The organism is Flavobacterium gillisiae (assembly GCF_900107635.1).
Lineage (GTDB): Bacteria > Bacteroidota > Bacteroidia > Flavobacteriales > Flavobacteriaceae > Flavobacterium > Flavobacterium gillisiae.
The window spans coordinates 173,291-195,687 of the sequence record NZ_FNRD01000001.1 but is presented as its reverse complement, the minus strand read 5'-3'; the positions used below and the strand labels follow the sequence as shown (position 1 = coordinate 195,687).

Below are 22,397 nucleotides of genomic sequence, written 5' to 3'. Positions count from 1 at the left end.
TTAGGATTATTAATCCATACCACTTAACTTTGTTTTGATGGATAACAACCAACCAATAGGTATTTTTGACTCAGGCATTGGCGGCACTTCAATATGGAAAGAGATTCACCAGCTGCTTCCCCATGAAAAAACCATATATCTTGCAGACAGCAAGAACGCTCCTTATGGCCAAAAATCGAAAGACGAGATTATCGCCTTGAGCATGAAAAACACTGATTTATTGCTTAAAATGAATTGCAAACTCATTGTCGTAGCCTGCAATACTGCTACAACAAATGCAATTCGAGAACTAAGAGAAAAATATGATATTCCTTTTATTGGTATTGAACCTGCAATAAAACCTGCCGCCACGAATTCAAAAACACAAACGATAGGCATTCTGGCTACTCAGGGAACTCTTATCAGTGAGCTTTTCAACAAAACGGCACAACAGTTCCAAAACACTAAAATCATTGACCAGGTAGGTCATGGATTAGTGCCCCTTATCGAAAGTGGAAAAATGAATTCTCCAGAAATGACGCAATTGCTTCACTCCTATTTGACCCCGATGATTGATGCGAATATTGATTATCTAGTATTAGGTTGTAGTCATTATCCCTATCTGATTCCGCAAATAAAAGCAATCCTCCCAAATCATATCCAAATAATTGATTCAGGAGAAGCGGTCGCTAAACAAACGCAGAACCTATTAAAAGAAAAAGTGGGCTTCACAACAGAAAAAAATGGCAAACCTATTTTTTATACCAATGCAAATCCAAAAGTATTAATGGAAATCCTAGGAAACAAATATGATGTTGTAGAAAAAGACTTTTAATTAGTCGAATTTTCTTTTAACAAACCATATTGCATCTAAACTTAAATTGACAGATATTTTATGATAATTTTCTTTAATAAGACCATTACTTATACTCCCTTTTTGACCGTAAGAATAGGTCACGTTTAGTGCAGAAAAAGTCCTATTCTCCACAGGCAAAGAAACACCTACAGAAAAAGCAACATTACTAATGCGCTTGTTATCAATTTCTAGAAATCCCGTATCATAATTAAAACCAGTCGAATATTTTATTCGATCAAAATAAGTACGAATACTATTCGTTTTATTATAAGAAAAGCCCATTGCAAACTTGTCTTGATTAATATAAGTACCATACAAATCAGATTGGCTTGTGCTGTTCCATAAGCTCTTTGAATAGTCCATCGTTAAATTCAAGTTGTTTTTAAAAATTTTACTAAAACCTACTCCTACTTCTAAAGGCAAGTAATAATCATTAACATCATAATCTGTATCCGTTTCAACTGTTGTAGAAGTAAGCGTAGAGGCATTATACGAAACAACAGATTGGGTTTTTGAGGCTTTAACTTGACTTGGCGATTTAACATTAACACCAAAAGCCAAGGTAGAATCAATTTGCACCTGCCCCCCTAATGAAACTCTTGCTCCATTATAATACGAAGTTTTATTTATTGAAGTTACTGAATTTGCAACGGTATAACTTCTATCGTCAGTAATGTTACCAAAAAGGAAATTAGTTGAAAGTCCTAAAGATAATTTTTTTCCAATCTTATATCCATACGAAATACTAACATCATTTAAACCTCCCGTACCTGCAGCGTCTAAAATATAACCCTCTGTACTGTTTTCAACGGGTAAAAGTAAATTTGATATTTTATAGGTGGCACTAGAATACGGTTTCAAAGCTAAACTAACAGCTGATTTTGGTGTGACCGGAAAAGCCAATGCAATATGTGAAAATTGAATATTATTTCGACTTTCCTTATTAGAACCATTTTCATAACTGGAAAAAATTGATTTACCACCCACATCAAATAAAAAATGATTTTGAGCCATAAATCCCAAAGAAGCTGGGTTAAGATTATTAATCGAACTTGAGGAAGGCAATGCAATACCTGAAGACCCAATGGAAGCATTAGATCCAAAATCAGAATCATACAAACTACCCAGTCCATAAATTGAATACGGCGAACTAGATATACTTTGTGAAAATGCAGTTGTTACCAAAAAGATAAAGAAACCGGCAAATACTATTTTATTTTTCATTTAATAAGAAATATAATAAATTTTCAATTGAATTTTATTGTTACTGTTTTTTTGATCTCCCAACATCACTCGATTTACCGATTTCAAAATATTAGGTACCGTTAATATTAATGATAACTTAGAATCAGAATTTTTAATCATCTCGTTCTGCAAGAAAGCTCCAATGGAAACCTTATAACCAATATTTTCATTAAACTCATCTGTTTGAGTATTTAAAACCGCGTAGGTAGCACTACCCGTATTATTTAAAGTACCCGTTACCCTATTGAGCTTATCAACCACAAAAACCCTTAAAGAATCAGGTAAAGAATAGTTCTTGTCTGAATATGTGTTTTTTATTGGCTTTATAATCAGTTCAGCATCGACAATAGCGCCTTTTTCTGAAATGTACTTCAGCTGCTTTATATTGGGAAAATCAATTCTACAAGCAATACCTGTACCTGATTGAATATATGCTTTATTCCCTGTCTTGACACTTGACAGACTACTTGTAAAATCAGGTAAATCACTAATTTGCGTTCCAGACCTATCTAAACTTATATTATTAAACTGCTTTGCCACATCTAGAATACCAAAATCCATACTTAAAGACTCTTCTGTATCGCCTAAATATTTTGAATAATACAACCGAAGTACGCTGGAAGTATTAAACCCCACAACACTGCTTGAATTAGTTGAAGTTGATTTAATCGTTAATCCTTTAAAGTACTCTGTGAATTCATCAAAATTAGTGATTTCACGTTTTTTTATTCTTTGAAAAAGAGCTTCTCCAAAAACATCACTAACTTTTACAACTACAGTATCCTTACTTATAGGCTTTGGTTTAAACGAAACGGAGCCTAAACTTTCTGTGTCAAACGCAAGAGTTGAGCTATTGTAAAAATAATAGTCATCATCTTCCACTTTCACTTTTTCAAGCAAGCGATGTAAACTGATTGTTTGCACTGATGTGGTATCTCCATAATAATATTTATCTGGCCTCAAAATCATTCGAATTGAATCAAAAACATAATTGGGAGAATCAGTATCTGAACTAACTGTTTTCAAAGCATAAGACGAACCAGACAACTGAAAATAACTTTCAGATTTTACCTTTCCAAAATAAGGATCAACATAATTTCCAACTAAAATTCTACTTTGACTAGAAGTGACTAAGGAGTCCAAATTAATTGTTGAAACATCAACAGTTAAAGTATCGACTAATACCACTTTATTACTTACCGACAAATAATCTGACCCTACTACAAACTCTCCTGCATCTACATCCGAATCACAAGAGGTTATCAAAGCTCCAAGAAAAAGCACTAACAATAACTTATACATAAAAGTTTTTTAACAAATATAGCAGAGCACTTTTTATACTACATTATAACATATACCATTCAAAGTTTTATGTCTATAAAAAGCCATGAAACATCTATAACTTCAATTACCTAACACTAATATTGATTGAGCCATGCAAATGACTCATTAGTCTATGGAATTAGCGAATACATATATCTTCTTTTTTTAAACTGGATAATGCAACTACTTTTGAAACAATAAAAAAAAATATGAGAATAAAGATTTTTACAATCCTATTGCTTCTGTTTTCTATTCTAAAAGTAAGTGGTCAAAACAGCTACTCTTTAGATTTAAATACAAAAACAGCACCAACCGAAAAAATAACAAGAAATGAAACTGAAGTTGGTTTTACAGTTTCGAAAAAAATTAATTCAAAAAACACTTTTACAAATACAATACGATATACCAAAATAGGAGTGAATTATGAGTTAGAAAAATATGCTTTTCAAGACAATTTTACTGATTTCTCAAGTATAGCAAATGATTTAACAATCAAGCACCATATTAATGAAAAAACAAGTTTTACTCTTGATATAAAGCCAACAAACAATTTTGAAAAAAGCATGGGATTTTCAGATTTACAATTATTAGGAGGTTTACAAATAAATTACAAATTCAATGAATCAAATTCACTATCCGCAGGAGTACAGCGCAGCATGCTATTTGGAAAAACTAATTTACTACCAACCTTTTCATACACCCAGCAGATCAATCAAAATACAGTTGTAGTAATTGGATTTCCAACATCACTAGTATCTTATTCGAATACTACTCGAAATACATTCTCACTAAAAAATGACTTTCAAGGAGCTATTTACAATTTAGACAGTAAAGACTTAGATGACAATTACAACAAGACAACAAAAATGACCAACTCACAAATGGCTACAACATTTGAATATGTGCGAAGTATAGACACTTACTGGTCCATTAATTTTAAAGGAGGATATGGCTTCAACAACAAATTTTATCTCACAGATAATGCCGGAAACCTAGCCTACGATTTCAATAATAATAACGGATACATTTTCAACATAGGTATAAAATTCAAACATTAATAAAAACAGTAAACATATGAATATTTTAAGAAAAGGAATGATAATCTCTACTCTCATCATGGGATTAGTATTGGTTAGTTGCAGTAACGATGAAGATACTGACTTAGTAGGAAACTGGGTGAAAAAGTCATCTTTTGATGGACCAGCAAGATCAAGTGCTACAAGTTTCGTGATTGGTAGTTATGCTTATGTAACGACGGGTTACACAGGTGATGAATATTTAAAAGACCTTTGGGCTTACAATTCTGACGGTGATTATTGGGAACAAAAAGCAGATTTCAACGGTGTAGGACGAAGTGCTGCTTCAGGGTTTGAGTTGGATTCAAAAGGATATATAGGTCTTGGTTACGATGGGACCAATAAATTGAAAGATTTCTACGAATACGATCCAATTAGTAATACTTGGACGCAAAAAGCTGATTTCGCAGGAACAGCTCGTTACTCTGCAGTAGGGTTTCAAGCCGGCGGAAAAGCCTATTTTGGAACTGGATATGATGGAAATTATCTAAAAGACTTTTATCAGTACAGCCCGACAGCGAATACTTGGACCTTAGTAAATGGTTTCAGCGGAAACAAAAGACGAGGAGCTAGCACATTTGTAATCGATAATAAAGCTTATTTAGGATTAGGAGTAAATAGTGGGACTTACCAAGTTGACTTTTGGATGTTTGATCCAGCAACAGATACCTGGACAAGAAAACGAGACATCGATCAAGACGATGATGATGACTACTCTTACAACGACGATTATGTAATTGTGAGATCTAATGCGACAGGATTTTCAATGAATGGATACGGTTACATAGGATGTGGGGAAAGTACAAGATCAATTTGGGAATATAGTCCTACTGATGATGTATGGGAAGAAAAAACTTCTCTTGAAGGTTCTGCAAGAACAGATGCAACAGGATTTGCAATCAACGAACGTGGTTTTATTTTATTAGGAAGAACTGGTTCTTCATATTTTGATGATTCATGGGAATTTAAACCATTTGACGAACAAAGTGATGATGACAATTAATTCAACTAAAAAATTCTTCTGGACAAAAATCCAGAAGAATTTATCCTTTCAATCAACAATAACAAAGCTACTTTTAGTATGTTTATTTTTATTTATATCTTGCAAAAAAAATGAGAACTTAAATCTAGCTTCCTTAAAAACGCAAAATGGATGGGGTTATGTGATCACATTAAAAGAAAAGATTATCATAAAACAAACTGTAATTCCTGTTATTTCTGAAAATAAAAGTTTCAAAACAGAGGAAGAAGCACTTAAAGTAGGCCAATTAGTTTTAGAGAAATTGAATTCAAATTTATCACCTACAGTAACAAAAAAAGATTTACTTCTATTATCTATAAAAATCTAAATGACCCTAAACGAAATTAAAAGCACCGAAAAGAACAACATACTTATTCATTCTGTAGTATGGTGCTTTTTTATTTGTTCCTCACTGATTCAATTTTACGAAAGTCCTTTCTACATAACCCCTGATTTTTTTATTCAATGGGGAACAGGGATTGTATTATTTTATCTTAATTACTTCTATTTCGTCCCTAGATTGCTTTTACAAAAGAAATATGGTTCCTATTTAGCTATCGTGCTTTTAATTATTTTTGTGTTTATGGCTTTTCGAATGACCTATACCATTTCTGAATTTAGAGATATGCCACGTCCCAATGCGCTAATACCTAGTAGAAACGGACAATTACCATTAGAACCACATTTTAAAAACAAACGCCCTTTTATTTTCAGACTTTTACCAGCTGTTTTCTACATATTCATATTGGCCAGCAGTATCGTAATAAAAACATTATCTGAGATTTATACCAGTCAACAAAACAAACTAGTAGCAGAAACTCATAGAACTTCGGCCGAATTAAATTATTTAAGGAAACAAACAAATCCTCACTTTTTGTTTAATGCACTAAATAGTATTTACTCTTTAGCGTATAAAAAATCAGATCTTGTTCCTGATGCCATCGTTACATTATCAGAAATGATGCGGTACATGCTCTATGAAACTGATAACAAATCGGTTTTTCTTGAAAAAGAATTAAACTACATTAAAAACTATATTGAGTTACAAAAGCTTCGGCTGAGTAATATTGAAAATATTTTCATAAACATTCATGGAGACACAAAAAACAAGTACATTGAACCCTTGTTATTAATTACATTTATAGAAAATGCCTTTAAATACGGAACAGATTATAAAGGGGTAACTTATGTGAAAATTAAAATTATAATAGAGGAGAACACATTAGACTTTTGGATTGAAAATAAGATTGAAAACTATACTAAAGACCCCAATAATTCAGGCATTGGCATGACCAATATGGAAAACCGTCTTAATCTTCTATACCCAAATGCGCACAAACTAACAATTATAGAAACAACTGATAAATACAGTTTGCATTTAAACTTAAAACTAGATCAACTAAAAGAATAAAAGCAATAATTTAGAAGGACTATTATTCATTACTAAAATTGAAACAAATGAAATGTGTTATTATAGATGACGAACCATTAGCTGTTGATTTAATCAAAGAATTTGTTAGTAAGGTGGAAACACTTGAACTAGTAAATACCTTTAATAATGCGATTGATGCTTTAGCTGTGATTAATCACACAAACGTAGATTTGATTTTTTTAGACATAGAAATGCCTCATTTTTCTGGTATCGATTTTATAAATGCCTTAGATAAAAAACCACTTATAATTTTCACTACTGCCTATTCTAATTACGCTGTAGAAGGTTTTAACTTAGGTGCAGTTGACTACTTGGTAAAACCAATCCCGTTTCATAGATTCCTAAAATCTGTTTTACGAGCACAACAAATTTTTAGTCCACAAGCATCTTCTACTCCTACAACTCTAATTTCAACTCCAGAGATAGAGCAAGATTTTATGTTTGTACGAGCTGAATATGAAAATGTTAAAATTAATTTTGCTGATATTTTATATATCGAAGGACTTAAAGACTACGTGAAAATTTATACGACAGATAATAAATATACATTGACTCTTATTAGCCTTATAAAACTCGAAAATTTACTTTCTTCAAAAGGATTTTCTAGGATTCACAGATCTTATATAATCAACATAAAACACATAAAGTCTATTCAGAAAAACAAGGTCCTTATTGCCGAAAAAAGAATTCCGATTAGTGAAAGCTACAAAAATTCATTCTTTGAAAAGATTAACTTATAATTCAATAACTACTCTTCTTTGAACCAACTCGAATACATTACATAATTATTCGAAATGCGTTCAATCTCACCTGCAAAATTCGATTGATCGATGTCTTTCACTTTTCTGGCAGGAACACCAGCCCATATTGATCCCGATTCGACCGTTGTATTTTGGGTTATAACAGCACCGGCAGCCACGATAGAATTACTCTCAATGACACAGTTGTCCATTACTATCGCTCCCATTCCAATCAATACATTATCTTTAATCTCACAACCATGAACTATTGCGTTGTGTCCAATTGATACATTATTACCAATAATTGTAGGGTGCTTTTTATAGGTACAATGAATGACTGCTCCATCTTGGATATTCACCTTATTTCCTATTTTAATGAAATTTACATCTCCCCTGATTACGGCATTAAACCAAACACTACACGATTCTCCAAAACTTACATCACCTACAATAGTAGCGTTTTCAGCCACATAACAATCCTCAGGTATAAGAGGTGACTTTCCGTTGACAGATTTTATTAACATTAAGTATCTGAATTTAATTAATGGCTGGACATTTACATTCGTATTTTACGGGCTTGCAAAATAAATTGATTCCCAATGTAATCTGGTGGTAGCCTCCGTCATCAAATTTGACAGCGCCTGAAACATGTGAATACGTGTACGCAAACATAAAGTTATTGAAATTCACACCAACAATCGGCGTGATATATTGTAATTTTTGTTTTGAGATCCCATTGCCATCAGTATATTGTGCCCCATCAAAACTTCTTCGATAAGACAAGCCTCCCCAAAGTGTTCCGAAATCCATATTTTTATAGGCCTTCATGTTTACGTCAATGGACTTCTCTTGTGTTTTTTCAACAAGTTGAAATAGTATGGATGGCTCCAATAATATTCGATCCTGATCTCCAAAAACGTAACCGGCACTCAATAAATATTTTCTTAAATTATCACTTTCGTACTCCGTATAAATATCTCTTCTCGTTTCAATAGCATTTTTAACTGTTCCGTGTGCATAAAAATCTAAATAATTGTAAGACGCACCAATATCTACATTGAAGTAAGAATCCTTTTGCACTATAGTTCCATTAATAATAGGATCAAAGTCTCCAGATTGTAAAAAACTAGTTTCATCTAGTTGACTTTGAATCAAACCTCCACTAATCCCAAAAGACAATTGATTCAAATCAATTTCATCTCTAGAAAACATAAGGTGATAAGCATAGGTAAGCTTCACTCCTTTTTGAGAGTGATATCCATTCTTGTCATTGAAAAGAATAATTCCCGCTCCCGCTTTTTCGCTAACCCTTCCGTTAAAACTAATTGTTTGAAGTTCTGGTGCATCCTCTTGACCAAACCACTGCTTTCGAGCTGTTAATCTTATTTTCGCGCAATTTGCCGCACCTGCCATAGAGGGATGGATCAAATAGTAATTATCTGATAAATAATCGGAATAGACTGCTATCCCTTCTTGCGAGAAAGTATATGATGATACAAAGAAAAGAACAATTAAAAATTTGATTTTTATATACATTGAAATACTATTAAATAATAAATGAATATTAATGCACTTGAAAAAATGAAATAAAACCCACCCAAACAATTAAAATAAAGTTAATTTATTCATTAATAAATCAAATATAGTTAATCGTAGAAAATAACTTTACTAAATTTGTAAAAATTTATAAATATCATGACAAAAGTTACCATAAAAGAAACACAAAACCCAACTATACTTAAATTTGAATTTGAAGATTTCATTACTCAAAATGAAAGTTTTGAATTTAAAAACATAGACGAGGCAAAATCATCTCCACTTGCACAGCAGCTGTTTTATTTACCGTTTGTAAAAACAGTATACATCTCAGGAAACTTCATCGCCATAGAAAAATATAACATAGTAGAATGGGAAGATGTAAAAGATGCCGTAGCAGAGCAAATAGATACTTTTGTTAGCAATGGAGGGACAATTATAACAATTGACGAAAACAAAACAAAAAAACAGCCTATAACCGTTTACGGAGAAACAACTCCTAATCCGGCTGCACTTAAATTTGTTGTAAGTCGAATGTTGACTAAAAACGCTATTGAGTTTAAAAACATCGACGATACTGCTGCTTCTCCCTTAGCAAAAGAGTTGTTTAAATTTTCTTACGTAAAGGAAATTTTCATTGACGAAAACTACATTTCTGTTACTAAATATGAAATCAACAACTGGGAAGAAATAACATTAGAATTAAGAAGTTTTATTAAGCAATTTATCGAAAACGGAGGAGTAGTCCTTGATGAAACCATGCTTGGTGCTACTGAAAAACAAGAAAAAACTAAAACACAGGAATTTGACAATTTAGATGTCACTTCACAACAAATCATCAATATACTTGAAGAATATGTAAAACCTGCCGTTGCAGCTGATGGTGGAAACATTGTTTTTGATTCTTATAATGAAAGTGATAAAATTGTAAAAGTAATACTTCAAGGTGCTTGTAGTGGTTGTCCATCTTCAACATTTACATTGAAATCCGGTATTGAAAACATGTTAAAAAGCATGCTTAATGATGAGCAAATTCAAGTAGAAGCAGTAAACGCATAAGTGAGTCAGACTACAAATATCTACACAACTTACTGATATTGTATAATTTAAAAAAAACTAACACGCTTTTTAGTGCGTTTTTTCGAAAATAATTACTAAATTTAAGTTCACCTTAAAAAATAGAAATTATGTCAGTATTAAAAGTTATTGAATTACTTGCTAGCTCAGCGGTTAGCTGGGAAGATGCTTCGCAAAAAGCGATTACAAAAGCTTCAAAATCGTTAAAAAACATAAAGTCGGTCTACATTAAAGATCAAAGTGCGGCTGTAGCTGAAGGTAAGATCTCAGAATACAGAGTTACTCTTAAAGTGACCTTTGAACTTGAATAGTTAAAAGTAAAAAAAGCGTTTCGTCAGAGACGCTTTTTTTATTTCCGATACATTTTAAAAAAAGAAACAAAGACGCCCAAAGTCCTTGTTATTTATTTCCAAATAAAAAAAAACAACTTTAGATACTGAATATCAATGACCTATTAATAAATAATATCTTTTCGCATAAAAAAATTGATTATTATTGTAGTCTAATCTAACACTTACAACCATGGGAGTAACATCATTTTTTAAAAACTTATTTGGCTCTGCCAAAGAAACCACTAGTGAATTGGCCGATAAAGCAGAACTGACTTTAGAGCATGCAAAAGAAAATGCAGCACCTTATATAGAGAAAGCAGATGCATTTGTAGAGGACTCAATAGAAAAAGCCAAAGAAGCTGCTACTCCGATTATTGAAAAAGCCAACGATTACGCCAATCAAACAAAAGAAGCCGTTAGCGAGTATACTGAACAAGCTGGTGATATGTTAGGGAACATTGTTAATACAGTAAAAGAAAGTACCGCTGAAGCCGTAAAGAAAACAGAAACTTTCATCAAAGAAAGTACAGAATCTCATTCTGATATACCAGAAATTGAAAGTTCTTTAAATAACGAAAGTCCCTCAAAAGAATTTAGAAATAGAATTGAAGAAGATGCTGATTAGTCATCTAATAATAATTCGTATTTTTGCCACATAAACACAAACCTTCTCTTTAGAGAGGGTTTTTTATTAGCTTAAAAATGTATGTAGACTCAAAATACGTTACGGATTATGCCAGTAACTTCTTAAAAGTTTTTATTGAATATTCGCCAAATCTAATTTCTGCATTTCTTATATTATTTATAGGACTTTATGCCATCCGAATCATCAATAGACTGATCAGGAAGATCATGATCAAAAGGGAACTAGACCCAACTTTGACTAAGTTTCTCGCCGATATTCTTCTTTGGGTTTTAAGAGTGCTATTATTTGTGACGTTCATATCAAAATTAGGAATAGAGACTTCCTCTTTTGTGGCCATTCTTGGTGCAATGGGACTAGCAGTAGGATTATCACTTCAGGGTTCGCTTTCTAACTTTGCAGGAGGAATGCTAATTATTCTTTTTAAACCATTCAAAGTAGGACACACAATAGAAGGACAGGGAATTTTTGGGACCGTTAGTGAAATCCAAATTTTTGTAACCAAATTAATTACTCCTAACAATCAAACCGTATTTATTCCAAACGGTGTTCTATCTAACGGAACTATAACCAATTATTCTTTGGAAAAATTCAGAAGAGCTGATTTAACCTTTGCGATTTCTTATGATTCAGATATTAAAAAAGCAAAAGATTTGATTCTGTCAATTTTAGATAAAAATCCAAAAGTACTTCAGACTCCCAAACCGGAAGTTTTTGTAAAAAACCTAACCGATAGCGCTATTGAACTGGCAGTACGTCCTTGGGCAAACAGTGCCGATTTTGGTACTGTCTTCACTGAAACTTTAGAAAATTGTAAAACAGCTTTTGATGCTGCAGGAATAGTGATACAACCTTATGTAAAAGAAGTATCTAAAGCTGCAAACTAACTACTAGACTTGTTTTTTTGGAGTAGTTACCATAAAATCTTTCAGGTAAAAAGGTTCGAAATAAGCGACATCAACAGTGTCGCTTTTTTTATACTTCTCAAAACTAAGAAGACTCATTTCGTTTGCTGAAGGATATTTGATTTCTTCTAGGAAAGAAAAATTTTCTTTGGTCAAAACAGTCTGTGCTTTCTCAGCACAATCTCCAACAAAATAAACCGCACCTTCTAACTCTTCAAATGAATTTTCAGTTAAAATTTCGGCTTGAGTTTCTCTTTTTCTCTCTAATTCAGTAGTAAATATAGCGCTATACACTTCCATTCTTCTGGCATCAATCATCGGAATGATCAATCCATTAGAAACAGTCGCCTGAGCTGCTAATGTTTGTAAAGTGTCTACTGCTATTAAAGGGATCCCTAACGCGTAACACAGACCTTTAGCGGCAGAAACACCAATGCGGAGTCCGGTATAAGATCCCGGACCCTGACTTACCGCAATCGCAGATAAATCTTTATATACAATTCCCGCCTCTTTTAAACTTGCTTCAATAAATACATGCAATCGTTCAGCATGTGAATACCCTTCTTCTGCAATTTCATTACAGACGACGGTTTCTCCATTTTTAGCGATTGTTACCGAGCAATTTTTAGTTGACGTTTCGATGTTAAGAATATAGGTCAATACTTTTCTATTTAAGATCCAAATTATTTATTGGCAAAAGTACAAATCTAAACTAAAACTACTTGCTTTTTTCTTTATCGTTTTCTGATTTCACATACACCATATCACCCGAATTCAAATCTTTTGAAACAGTCGTATATGGTCCTGTAATCACAACATCTCCTTTTTTAAGACCGCTCTTCACTTCAATATTAGTATCATCTTGAATTCCGGTTTTTATAACACGTATTTTAGCTTTATCTCCAACTTTCACAAAAACACATTCAAATTTCTTGTCGCTCTTAGGGGCTTCTTTTTTATCATCCGAAGGCTCCATTGCTTTTACATCGCTAACCGCTGCCGTATCTGATTTTACAACTACAGCACTTATTGGTACTACCAAAATATTTTTCTTTGTTTTAGTAATAATATCAACAGTCGCCGTCATTCCTGGTCTAAAAGGAGAATAAGCCGCAGGCTTTCCTTCTAATAAATCCATATACGATTCTTTAAGAATTCTTACTTTTACTTTAAAATTAGTTACTTGATCTGCTGTTAAAGCGGAACTAGCCGAATTAGAAATACTGGTAACGGTACCTTTAAATTGTTTTTTTAAATAAGCATCAACTTCCACCTTAGCGGCATCTCCTACTTTTATTTTTACAATATCATTTTCATTTACATCTACTTCAACTTCCATATTGTTCAAGTTCGCCACCCTCAAAATCTCAGTACCTGTCATTTGCTGCGTCCCTAATACTCTTTCACCCAACTCTACATTAAGCATCGAAATAGTTCCATCTGCAGGAGCATAAATTATAGTTCTCCCTAAGTTGTCCTGAGCTTCACTTACTGAAGCAGAAGCGCTTTTTACACTAAAATAAGCAGATTCCTTCGTGGCTTTCGCTACTTCAAAAGACGCGATTGACTTATCCCAATCTGATTTAGAAATAATCCCTTTTTGAAATAACACTTTATTTCTCTCGTAGCTTGATTTAGCCTCTCTAAACTGAGCTTCAGCCTGAGTCAATCCTGCTTTTGATCCAGATAAACCAGCAATTGTTCTATTTAAACTAGACGTATATAAATCCGGATTGATCTTAACTAATAAATCTCCTTTTTTAACTACTTGTCCTTCGATAACAGGCAATGAAATAATTTCACCAGATACCATAGACGAAATTTTAACCTCAATTTCGGGTTGTATTTTACCGGTAGCCGAAACCGTTTCAACGATTGTTGTAGCATTGACTACAGCTGTTTCAACTTCCTTCCCTTTATCTTTATTTCCAATAACTCCAGTTTTTGAAAGTATAATTAATAAGGCAATAATACCAACGGCACTACCTATTAAGAGATAAATTGTTTTCTTTGACATAATGTATTAATTTTTAATGATAGGAATTCCAAAATAGAATTCTAATATTTTGATTTTGAAAATATAATCGTATTTCGTCCTAAGCACATCAGATTGTGCTGTAGATAGTAAAGTTTGAGACTGGTTTAAATCGAAAGAGTTCATCAAGCCAACATCAAACTTTTCTTTTGCATAATGATACGCTTCCTGTCTAGACTCTAAAGCTACAATCGATGATTCATGAGCATTTAACGCCCCTTTTGCATCCGTAAATGCGGTATAAACATTTCTTTGCAAATCTAAATCTTGTTGCTCTACGGCAATTTTTGATTTCTCCAAGTTTACTTGAGAACGCTCTACATTATTCTTAGCTGCAAATCCATTAAACACAGGAATTGTTAATTGCGCTCCAAACGATTGTCCCTTATTATCTCCAAATTGACTAAAAAACGCAGGAGGTGCCTGTGTTCCTATTATATTTCCACTATTATCACGCAAAGCAATATCTGCATACGAAATTCGAGTATTGAAGTTGTAGAAACCCCTTAAAGTAGGTTGTAAAGCTCCTTTTGCGATAGCCACATTTTTCTCGGCTATTTCTAAATTAGTCTGAGCTATTTTCAACTCTGTTCTTTGTTCCTTCGCTTTATCATAAATAGCAATTGGCGTCTGCATCAATATACTATTTTCATCTTTTGCCTCCGTATCATCTACAACATCAAAATCCTGAAAATTATCCAATTGTAATAATTGTGCTAAACTTAGCTTAGAAATCAACAACGAATTCTCAGCAGTAATCACTTTTTGATTGTCGGATGCTAAAGTAGCTTTAACATCTAATAAGTCTCCTTTAGGTATTGTCCCCGCGTTTACTAATTCTTGAGAACGAATTAATTGTTTTTGATTAATACTCATTTGATCTGCTTGCACTTTTAAATTTTCCTTGTTAAAAAGCACTTGTAAAAAAGCATTGGCAACATTGAGAGCAATATCCTCTTGCATTTTCAATAATTGATATTTAGCAGCTACTATAGAAAGATTTGCCCTTCTAAGCGTATTTTGGTTTTGTAAACCTTTATAAATATCAACTCCTACATTTGCTCCAACTGAGGTAAACTGCGTCGTTTGATTTTGCAAAAGCCCCGTCGTAATATCTTGGTTTAAACCAATATTCCAAGAATGTGATGCATTACCATTTAATGACGGAAGAAAACTCCCAACGGCTCCTCTTTTATCAATGGTCGATGTTTTAATGTCTAACTCCGTTTGTTTGATCGAAATATTATGCTCTAACGCATAATTTACGCACTCGGTTAATGTCCACTTTTTAGATTGGGCATTAGAAGGCAAGCAGTATAGCAGCAATAGAATTAAACTAAAATAGATTTTATTTGACATGTTTTTTTGAATAAATTGTAATGTAACGGCAACCCCAACGCAACTTTTCCGTTTCTTGAATTTTGAATAAAAATACAAAATCTCAATGCGTTTAGCCTATCCCATAAAATAGGTTAGACAATTAAAACATCCTTTTGTTACAAAAAAACAAAAAAATATATTTGTTTCACTAATTTTGCACCTTCAAATCAGAACAAATGCCAAAACCTGCCTCACTCCTACTTTTTGCGTTCACCTTTATGCTTTTTATTAGCTGCTCTCCTTCTCAAAAAATAACTGCATTAAAACCTGAACCAGATGACGCTAGTCCTTTGGTATATGAAAACATTCCTTCCTTTATTACTTTGCCAATAACTGTAAAACTAAAAGACATTGAGAACCAAACTAACGCACTTCTAAACGGATTAATCTACGAGGACAATAATATCGAAGATGATGATATAGAAATGCAAGTATGGAAACTAGCCCCGATAACAATAGAGAACACCAATGAAAAGTCAGGAGACAGAATCAAAACTACCTTGCCTCTAAAAGTTCTAGTAAAATACAGAATAGGAACAAAAACACTAGGCACCGAATTTTACAAAACCCAGGAATTTAACCTTAACGGAGTAGTAACATTAACAAGTGATGTTAGTTTGACTAATTGGAAACTAAATACCAAAACAGAACTGAGTTCTTTAGATTGGAATGAGAGTCCTACTACAACTGTTTTTGGCAAAAATATTCCAGTTACTTACGTGATCAATCCAGCGATAAAGTTATTCAAGTCCAAAATCGAGCGAAAAATTGATGAAGCCGTAAATAAATCAATGGATTTTAAACCAAACGTACTAACCGCTTTAGAAAAAATCTGCGTCCCTTTTCAAATGAATGAGGACTACGAAAGCTGGTTAAGAATCGTTCCTTTAGAAATCTATACGACTGCCTCAAAACTAAAAAAGGATCAGTTTTCACTACAAATGGGAATGAAGTGCAACATGGAAACTCTGATAGGAAAACAACCCGAATCCAAATTTGATTTAAATAAAATCATCTTAAAACCAGTAACCAAAATCCCAAATCAAATTTCAGCTAATATTGTCGCTGTATCTACCTATAACGATGCTTCTAAAATAATGAAGAAAAATTTTGCAGGACAAGAATTTGAGTCAGGAGGAAAAAAAGTAAAAGTACAAGACGTCGAAATTTGGCACAAAAACAGCAAAATGGTTATTGCCTTAGATTTATCAGGATCCTTAAACGGTAAAATTTATTTATCTGGTTTTCCACAATACGACGATAAGTCTAAAGAAATATATTTTGACGAATTAGATTATGTTTTAGACACTAAAAACAAATTAATGCGAACTGCAAACTGGCTTGCCCAAGGATTAGTTCTTCGAAAAATAAAGGAAAACTGTCGCTATTCGATCCAAAGTAATTTAGATGAAGGCAAAAAGACTATGATGGGTTATCTAAAAAATTATTCCCCACTACCAGGTGTTTATGTAAACGGAAAGATGGAAGATATACAGTTCCGTAAAGTGCAATTAACAAACAATGCAATAATCGCTTTCATCAAAGTAAATGGAGAAATTAACATTTCCATTGATGGATTAAAATAAAAACGAATCGCCTTAATCTAATTTTTTATTTTTTCTTATTCGATACACACCATAACCAATTCCTGCAACCAGAATGTAAGGAATTGCCATTAGATAAACAATACCATCATTAACTGCCTGTGCTTGCACATTATTCTCTTTACCTCCCAATGCTGCCCTACACATAGCACATTGCGCACCAACATTTAGAGAGAAAAATAAAGAAAGAATAAAAAATAGTATTGTAATTCTCTTTTTCATAACTGTTTTTTCGAGTTTTATATTTCCCATTGTTCTATCTAACATAATAAGGAGAAATCATTAAATAAACGATTACACCGGTAACAGCAACATACAACCAGATTGGAAAAGTAATTTTAGCAATTTTCTTATGTTTATCAAATACTTGAGCTAAGGCACGAACATACGTTATCAGAACCAAAGGAATAATTATTACCGATAATACGATGTGTGTAAACAATATAAAATAATATACATATTTCACAACACCTTCTCCTCCAAACTTTGTCGAATCTGAAGTCATATGATAGGACACGTACATCCCTAAAAAAAGAATAGAACAGCCAATAGCACCTTTCATTAAATTTTCGTGCAATTTTCGATTCCCTTTCTTAATTGCCAAGACAGCAGACACTAATAAAACTGCAGTTATACCATTAATAGTAGCATAGATAGGAGGTAAAAAATTAAGAGGCTCTACTGCAAAACCCATTTTCTTTAAATTAACACTAAAAAGCAACACTACCACCACTGGAATTGCAACGGATAAAAGAATAATCCATTTATTAAATTTCTGCTCTAAATTTTGCTCGTTCATCTTCTTTATTCTTCTAATAAAATATTAATATCTTGTTGGATATCTCTAACCCCTTTTTTATCCAATCCATCATAATACAAGATAGGATTTCCAAAATCATCTTTTCTACAACGGATATTACCCTCTTTATCGATTAAAGCAAACAAACCGGAGTGCTCAAAGCCACCGTTCACTTTACTATTCTCACCTGCATAAAGATTAAAACCTTTATTGGCCAAGTCAAAAATATATTCTCTATCGCCAGTTAAAAAATTCCAATTTGAGGATCTAACACCCAGTAACTCGGCATGCTCTTTTAATACTTTAGCAGTGTCGTGTTTGGGATCGATAGTAATGGATACAATTCCGAAATTAGGATTACCAAAAAATTTCTTCTCAATCAACAACATGCTTTGATTCATTTTTGGGCAAATAGAAGGACAAGTCGTAAAGAAAAACTCTAGAACATATACTTTTCCCTTATAGCTTTCATTTGTGATCTTCAAACCGTCTTGATTAATTAAATCAAATTTTGGTGCAGGACCAATTTTGATTAACTTCTCATCTATAACCTTTGTGGCTTCAACCTTGTCTAAACGGTCTCCCTTTACAACTTCATTATTTTGAATTCGGGATATTATTTTTGGAACTGCGTATATTCCAAAAACCAGAATAATAAACGAAATACCTATATAAGATTTATTTTTAAACATATATTCTAAATTTAAAGTTGCTTTGTAGCGTTGTGATTTTTCTTAAGTGCTGCACGATATTCATAAAGAATCACTTTAAAATCATCTAACATTTCATTACTCAACTCAGAAGGATGGAAAGTATTATAACCCTCCTTATATTCCTTAACCTTTTTTCTTCCTCTAAGATTTCTCGCTTTATCTACGATGTACACATCTGGAGTACCAGAATGACTGTCTAATTTACCCACTAATTTTAATTGGTCGTAATAGGAGTTAATCTCTTGAGGAGTAGCAAACAAAAAGTGCCATTGAGAAACATCAGTAAATTCATCTAAAGCATCCAAAATACTTTTGACATCATCTTCTGTACCTATTGGGCAAAGCATTACAAACTGAAGATCTTTAAAGGTATGATAGCGTTGGTATATTTTTTCATTAAGATTGAAAAGGTTACCGCGGTTTTCTATAAGATTAGACCCACCAAAACCTAAAATAGTTATCTTATTGTCTAACGAAACTTTCTTTCCATCCAAAGACTGCCAATCTCCAAAATCGTTAATCTTAGGCGTAATTACAGGTAATTTAGTAAAACCATTTACACCAGATGCAAAAAAAAGATAAGCCACTATAGGCAATATAAAAAGAACAAAAAGAACGATATTTTTTTTCATTATTATGAAGATGTCATTTAGGGTACAAAAATAAAATAAAAAAGGGCATCCGCCGCGACGGATACCCTTTTTTTGAATTAATATATTGTTAAAAATTCCATTTAATGGTCGAATCTTTAAAAACCCCATAAATATAATTACCTTCAGTCAAAAGAATGAAAAGTAAATATAAAATTAAAAATATTACCGGTAGCACAACTGCATATCTTAGAGCGCTTTTCTCACCCTCCATGTGCATAAATGCATAAACGATATAATATGCTTTATATATTGTCAGACCATAAAAGATCCAGTTAAGCAAACTCAATCCTAGAAAATGACTCAAGTGTAATGAGTCTGGTTTAAGAATACCTAAAATTACTTCTACGATAGTAACCATAGATAATATTCCGAAAACTTTCCAGATTCTACTGGTATTTGATACATATTCGTGCTCGTGTGACATAATAATAATTTTTGAAAATTAAACTAGATAGAAAACTGTAAATACAAATACCCAAACTAAATCGACAAAGTGCCAGTATAAACCAACTTTTTCGACCATTTCATAACTTCCTCTTTTCTCGTAAGTTCCAAGAAGTACATTAAAAAATATAATGATATTTATAATTACCCCTGAAAAAACGTGAAATCCGTGAAATCCTGTTATAAAGAAAAAGAAATCAGCAAATAATTTACTACCGTATTCATTTCTAACCAAGTTAGCTCCTTCAACAACATAAGCCGCTTGAGCTAATCTTACTACAGACTCTTCTCTTGTTAAGACAGTCTTGTGTTTGAATTTACTTAAGTCATGATTTATTTTAGCATCCACCTTAGTTTCAGGAGTTGCTTCATAAATAACTTCAGTTCTAATTAAAAGGTCTGGATGCGCTTCAAATCCCGCTTGAACTTCTGCAATAGAGTAAGTAGGCAAAGCATCTTCACCAACAAACCAACTTCCGTTGCTTCTTGTGTGCTGTACTCTTTCCTCTTGCAAAGTTGCTGCAAAGTCTGCTAAAGCAACACGATTACCTTCTTTATCCACAAACTGAAGTAAACTACCTCCTTTTGTTTCAATAGCACCGTATTCTCCTTTAATGAAATTTTTCCATTCCCAAGCTTGCGATCCAACAAAGATCCCTCCACCTACGATGGTCAAAAACATATAAATAATAACCTTGTCTTTTTTCATTTGATGACCCGCATCAACAGCCAAAACCATTGTTACAGATGAAAAAATCAAAATAAAAGTCATTAAAGCGACATAATACATCGGCGCAGATACACCGTGCATAAATGGAAAGTGAGTAAACACTTCATCGGCCAAAGGCCATGTCTCAATAAATTTAAATCTAGAAAAACCATAAGCTGCTAAAAATCCAGAGAACGTTAAGGCATCTGATACGATAAAAAACCACATCATTAATTTACCATAACTTGCTCCCATTGGCTCATTGCCGCCTCCCCAAGTTTTTTCTTCGCTATTCCCAGTAGTAACTGTCGATCCCATAAAAGTTATTCGTTAAAAAGTTCCCAAATTTACGTTTTTTTCTTATTTAAAGAAATATAAAAATACAAATAAATAAATCCACAAGAAATCAAGAAAGTGCCAATACATTGCACCTAGTTCTATTCCAAGAGTTTGACTCGAATTGTATTTTTGTTTAAAATGATTATAAATTATAATTAGCAGTGAAATCAACCCTCCTGCAAGGTGAATTAAGTGCACAACGGTCACAACATAAAGAAATGTCGTTGTAATTGAGCTCGCGCTTCCAGTAAAATAATACCCTTGTTGTACTATCTCGTCAAAGCCCATAAACTGCAAAATCACAAACAATATTCCCAATGCTAAAGTAGCAAAAAGAAATGTAGTAGTCGCACTTTTATTGTCTTTTTGAATGGATTTTTTAGCTAAATGAAATGTAACACTACATCCAATTATCACAATAGTACTGTAATAAAAGGCTGTTGGCAATTCAAAATCTTTCAACCAATCTACTCTCGATTTACTTACCACAAATGCACTGGTAAGCCCTGCAAACATCATGGTCATACTAACCATAGCAAATAACAATATCAATTTGTATGATCTTGCCGTTCTCGCATTATGTTCGTCTGTTGTCATTGTAACTTCCATAATTATCTCAAAAATTTATCAATTATATACACGAATTGTAACAAAGTAATATACGCAACACTCACAAGCATCAACGTCTTAGCTGCTTTTGCGGTTCTTAACTTATAAAGTCTAACTGCATAAAACAACATCCAAACACCCAATAAAAAAACTGCCGCTGCCGCTACAGGAGATATAAACAACTTACCGGTATACCCTAATGAAGGCAGCAATGAAGCTATGACAAGCCATACCGTATATAAAATAACCTGTAAAGCAGTACCCTTATCTTTTTTCCCTGTTGGCAACATAAAAAACCCTGCTTTTTCATAATCCTCATACAAGAACCACCCAATCGCCCAAAAATGCGGGAATTGCCAAAAAAACTGAATCAAGAATAATGTCCCCGCTTCTATTCCAAAATCACCTGTTGCAGCAACCCATCCTAACATGAATGGAATAGCTCCAGGAAAAGCTCCCACAAAAACAGACAATGACGTAATAGTTTTTAATGGCGTATAGACACTTGTATATAAAAATATAGAAATCGCACCAAACATTGCTGTCTTAGGATTGATCATATATAGTAATGTAATACCTATTATAGTCAGTAAGCTTGCTACCAATAAAGCAGAAAAACTAGACATTCTTCCCGAGGGAACAGGACGATTTTTAGTTCTGTCCATTAAGGCATCTAAATCTTTCTCAATCACCTGATTAAAAGCATTTGAAGCTCCCACCATACAATATCCTCCAACGGCAAGCATCAACAAAACAGACCACTGAAAAGGCTGTTCGCTATTAAAACCCAAAAAGTATCCTGCAATAGAGGAAAATAAAACACTTATAGCCAATCCCGCTTTCGTGATTTCTTTAAAATCCAGAAAAACTCTTTTAAGGGAAAATGTATTTAACGTACTATTCAATGCGGTTTTTATTAGGTTTTTTAAAACTGGTGCAAAGGTACA

26 protein-coding genes are annotated in these 22,397 nt (G+C 33.0%); 11 read left to right on the top strand and 15 right to left on the bottom strand.

Annotated features, from left to right (window positions below; translation table 11 throughout):
* The first annotated feature begins 37 nt into the window (after nucleotides 1-37).
* A complete protein-coding gene (murI, locus tag BLV35_RS00845; RefSeq protein WP_091083321.1) occupies nucleotides 38-814 on the top strand; it encodes a glutamate racemase in 777 nt (258 codons plus the stop codon).
* Here the strand turns inward: murI and BLV35_RS00840 are convergent, their stop codons facing one another.
* Both BLV35_RS00840 and BLV35_RS00835 read right to left on the bottom strand, forming a co-directional pair.
* Complete coding sequence (locus tag BLV35_RS00840) at nucleotides 815-2,059, bottom strand: BamG family beta-barrel-assembly machinery protein (RefSeq protein ID WP_091083320.1); 1,245 nt, start codon at nucleotides 2,057-2,059, stop codon at nucleotides 815-817.
* The gene (locus BLV35_RS00835) at nucleotides 2,060-3,382 is read right to left on the bottom strand and encodes a DUF4270 family protein (protein WP_091083316.1); all 1,323 of its coding nucleotides are present in this window, start codon (nucleotides 3,380-3,382) and stop codon (nucleotides 2,060-2,062) included.
* Between the two features lie 230 nt (nucleotides 3,383-3,612).
* Here BLV35_RS00835 and BLV35_RS00830 point away from each other — a divergent pair, with 230 nt between their 5' ends.
* Genes BLV35_RS00830 through BLV35_RS00810 form a run of 5 tightly spaced genes read left to right on the top strand, consistent with a single transcriptional unit; the run spans nucleotide 3,613 to nucleotide 7,672 of the window.
* Complete coding sequence (locus tag BLV35_RS00830; RefSeq protein WP_091083313.1) at nucleotides 3,613-4,461, top strand: hypothetical protein; 849 nt, start codon at nucleotides 3,613-3,615, stop codon at nucleotides 4,459-4,461.
* A 16-nt stretch (nucleotides 4,462-4,477) separates the two neighbouring features.
* A complete protein-coding gene (locus BLV35_RS00825) occupies nucleotides 4,478-5,482 on the top strand; it encodes a Kelch repeat-containing protein (protein WP_091083310.1) in 1,005 nt (334 codons plus the stop codon).
* Nucleotides 5,430-5,828, top strand: coding sequence for a DUF4907 domain-containing protein (locus BLV35_RS19605; RefSeq protein WP_317040147.1), 399 nt, complete (start codon nucleotides 5,430-5,432; stop codon nucleotides 5,826-5,828). Before BLV35_RS00825 ends, BLV35_RS19605 begins: the two co-directional genes overlap by 53 nt.
* Nucleotides 5,829-6,911, top strand: coding sequence for a sensor histidine kinase (locus tag BLV35_RS00815; RefSeq protein WP_091083304.1), 1,083 nt, complete (start codon nucleotides 5,829-5,831; stop codon nucleotides 6,909-6,911). It begins immediately after the preceding gene.
* A gap of 47 nt (nucleotides 6,912-6,958) precedes the next feature.
* The gene (locus BLV35_RS00810; protein ID WP_091083301.1) at nucleotides 6,959-7,672 is read left to right on the top strand and encodes a LytR/AlgR family response regulator transcription factor; all 714 of its coding nucleotides are present in this window, start codon (nucleotides 6,959-6,961) and stop codon (nucleotides 7,670-7,672) included.
* Nucleotides 7,673-7,680: 8 nt separating this feature from the next.
* On the opposite strand, the gene BLV35_RS00805 is transcribed toward BLV35_RS00810, so the two are convergent.
* Together BLV35_RS00805 and BLV35_RS00800 are read right to left on the bottom strand one after the other, a co-directional pair.
* Nucleotides 7,681-8,196: a gamma carbonic anhydrase family protein gene (locus BLV35_RS00805; protein ID WP_091083297.1), complete on the bottom strand. Its 516-nt coding sequence runs from the start codon at nucleotides 8,194-8,196 to the stop codon at nucleotides 7,681-7,683.
* 13 nt (nucleotides 8,197-8,209) lie between these two features.
* Nucleotides 8,210-9,208 carry a PorP/SprF family type IX secretion system membrane protein gene (locus BLV35_RS00800; RefSeq protein WP_091083294.1) on the bottom strand — a complete coding sequence of 333 codons (999 nt, stop codon included), beginning with the start codon at nucleotides 9,206-9,208 and terminating at the stop codon, nucleotides 8,210-8,212.
* A gap of 159 nt (nucleotides 9,209-9,367) precedes the next feature.
* Here BLV35_RS00800 and BLV35_RS00795 point away from each other — a divergent pair, with 159 nt between their 5' ends.
* From BLV35_RS00795 to BLV35_RS00780, 4 genes are all read left to right on the top strand, one after another.
* Nucleotides 9,368-10,267, top strand: coding sequence for a NifU family protein (locus tag BLV35_RS00795; RefSeq protein WP_091083291.1), 900 nt, complete (start codon nucleotides 9,368-9,370; stop codon nucleotides 10,265-10,267).
* 128 nt (nucleotides 10,268-10,395) lie between these two features.
* Nucleotides 10,396-10,596, top strand: coding sequence for a dodecin family protein (locus BLV35_RS00790; protein WP_091083289.1), 201 nt, complete (start codon nucleotides 10,396-10,398; stop codon nucleotides 10,594-10,596).
* Between the two features lie 211 nt (nucleotides 10,597-10,807).
* Entirely contained in the window at nucleotides 10,808-11,242 is a 435-nt protein-coding gene (locus BLV35_RS00785; RefSeq protein ID WP_176980538.1) for a YtxH domain-containing protein, read from the top strand.
* A 77-nt stretch (nucleotides 11,243-11,319) separates the two neighbouring features.
* Nucleotides 11,320-12,147, top strand: a complete 828-nt coding sequence (locus tag BLV35_RS00780) for a mechanosensitive ion channel family protein (protein WP_091083286.1) — start codon at nucleotides 11,320-11,322, stop codon at nucleotides 12,145-12,147.
* A gap of 3 nt (nucleotides 12,148-12,150) precedes the next feature.
* Here BLV35_RS00780 and tsaB read toward each other — a convergent pair whose 3' ends face one another.
* The 3 genes from tsaB to BLV35_RS00765 are packed head-to-tail and all read right to left on the bottom strand — an operon-like array spanning nucleotide 12,151 to nucleotide 15,559.
* The gene (gene tsaB, locus BLV35_RS00775; RefSeq protein WP_091083282.1) at nucleotides 12,151-12,825 is read right to left on the bottom strand and encodes a tRNA (adenosine(37)-N6)-threonylcarbamoyltransferase complex dimerization subunit type 1 TsaB; all 675 of its coding nucleotides are present in this window, start codon (nucleotides 12,823-12,825) and stop codon (nucleotides 12,151-12,153) included.
* 58 nt (nucleotides 12,826-12,883) lie between these two features.
* On the bottom strand, nucleotides 12,884-14,182 hold the full coding sequence (locus BLV35_RS00770; RefSeq protein ID WP_091083278.1) for an efflux RND transporter periplasmic adaptor subunit: 1,299 nt from the start codon (nucleotides 14,180-14,182) through the stop codon (nucleotides 12,884-12,886).
* 6 nt (nucleotides 14,183-14,188) lie between these two features.
* The gene (locus BLV35_RS00765; protein WP_091083274.1) at nucleotides 14,189-15,559 is read right to left on the bottom strand and encodes a TolC family protein; all 1,371 of its coding nucleotides are present in this window, start codon (nucleotides 15,557-15,559) and stop codon (nucleotides 14,189-14,191) included.
* Nucleotides 15,560-15,756: 197 nt separating this feature from the next.
* Here BLV35_RS00765 and BLV35_RS00760 point away from each other — a divergent pair, with 197 nt between their 5' ends.
* The gene (locus BLV35_RS00760) at nucleotides 15,757-17,166 is read left to right on the top strand and encodes a DUF4403 family protein (RefSeq protein WP_091083270.1); all 1,410 of its coding nucleotides are present in this window, start codon (nucleotides 15,757-15,759) and stop codon (nucleotides 17,164-17,166) included.
* A 12-nt stretch (nucleotides 17,167-17,178) separates the two neighbouring features.
* Here the strand turns inward: BLV35_RS00760 and BLV35_RS00755 are convergent, their stop codons facing one another.
* The 8 genes from BLV35_RS00755 to cyoE form a co-directional block, all read right to left on the bottom strand.
* On the bottom strand, nucleotides 17,179-17,406 hold the full coding sequence (locus tag BLV35_RS00755; RefSeq protein WP_091084794.1) for a hypothetical protein: 228 nt from the start codon (nucleotides 17,404-17,406) through the stop codon (nucleotides 17,179-17,181).
* Nucleotides 17,407-17,440: 34 nt separating this feature from the next.
* Nucleotides 17,441-17,983: a DUF420 domain-containing protein gene (locus BLV35_RS00750; RefSeq protein WP_091083267.1), complete on the bottom strand. Its 543-nt coding sequence runs from the start codon at nucleotides 17,981-17,983 to the stop codon at nucleotides 17,441-17,443.
* Nucleotides 17,984-17,988: 5 nt separating this feature from the next.
* Nucleotides 17,989-18,675, bottom strand: a complete 687-nt coding sequence (locus tag BLV35_RS00745) for an SCO family protein (RefSeq protein ID WP_091083264.1) — start codon at nucleotides 18,673-18,675, stop codon at nucleotides 17,989-17,991.
* Between the two features lie 11 nt (nucleotides 18,676-18,686).
* The gene (locus BLV35_RS00740; protein ID WP_091084791.1) at nucleotides 18,687-19,328 is read right to left on the bottom strand and encodes a hypothetical protein; all 642 of its coding nucleotides are present in this window, start codon (nucleotides 19,326-19,328) and stop codon (nucleotides 18,687-18,689) included.
* Nucleotides 19,329-19,416: 88 nt separating this feature from the next.
* The gene (locus BLV35_RS00735) at nucleotides 19,417-19,773 is read right to left on the bottom strand and encodes a cytochrome C oxidase subunit IV family protein (protein WP_091083261.1); all 357 of its coding nucleotides are present in this window, start codon (nucleotides 19,771-19,773) and stop codon (nucleotides 19,417-19,419) included.
* Nucleotides 19,774-19,791: 18 nt separating this feature from the next.
* Entirely contained in the window at nucleotides 19,792-20,820 is a 1,029-nt protein-coding gene (locus BLV35_RS00730; RefSeq protein WP_091083257.1) for a cytochrome c oxidase subunit 3, read from the bottom strand.
* A 42-nt stretch (nucleotides 20,821-20,862) separates the two neighbouring features.
* Nucleotides 20,863-21,450 carry a cytochrome c oxidase subunit 3 gene (locus BLV35_RS00725; protein ID WP_091083254.1) on the bottom strand — a complete coding sequence of 196 codons (588 nt, stop codon included), beginning with the start codon at nucleotides 21,448-21,450 and terminating at the stop codon, nucleotides 20,863-20,865.
* A 2-nt stretch (nucleotides 21,451-21,452) separates the two neighbouring features.
* Nucleotides 21,453-22,355, bottom strand: coding sequence for a heme o synthase (cyoE, locus tag BLV35_RS00720; RefSeq protein ID WP_176980536.1), 903 nt, complete (start codon nucleotides 22,353-22,355; stop codon nucleotides 21,453-21,455).
* Nucleotides 22,356-22,397 lie beyond the last annotated feature (42 nt).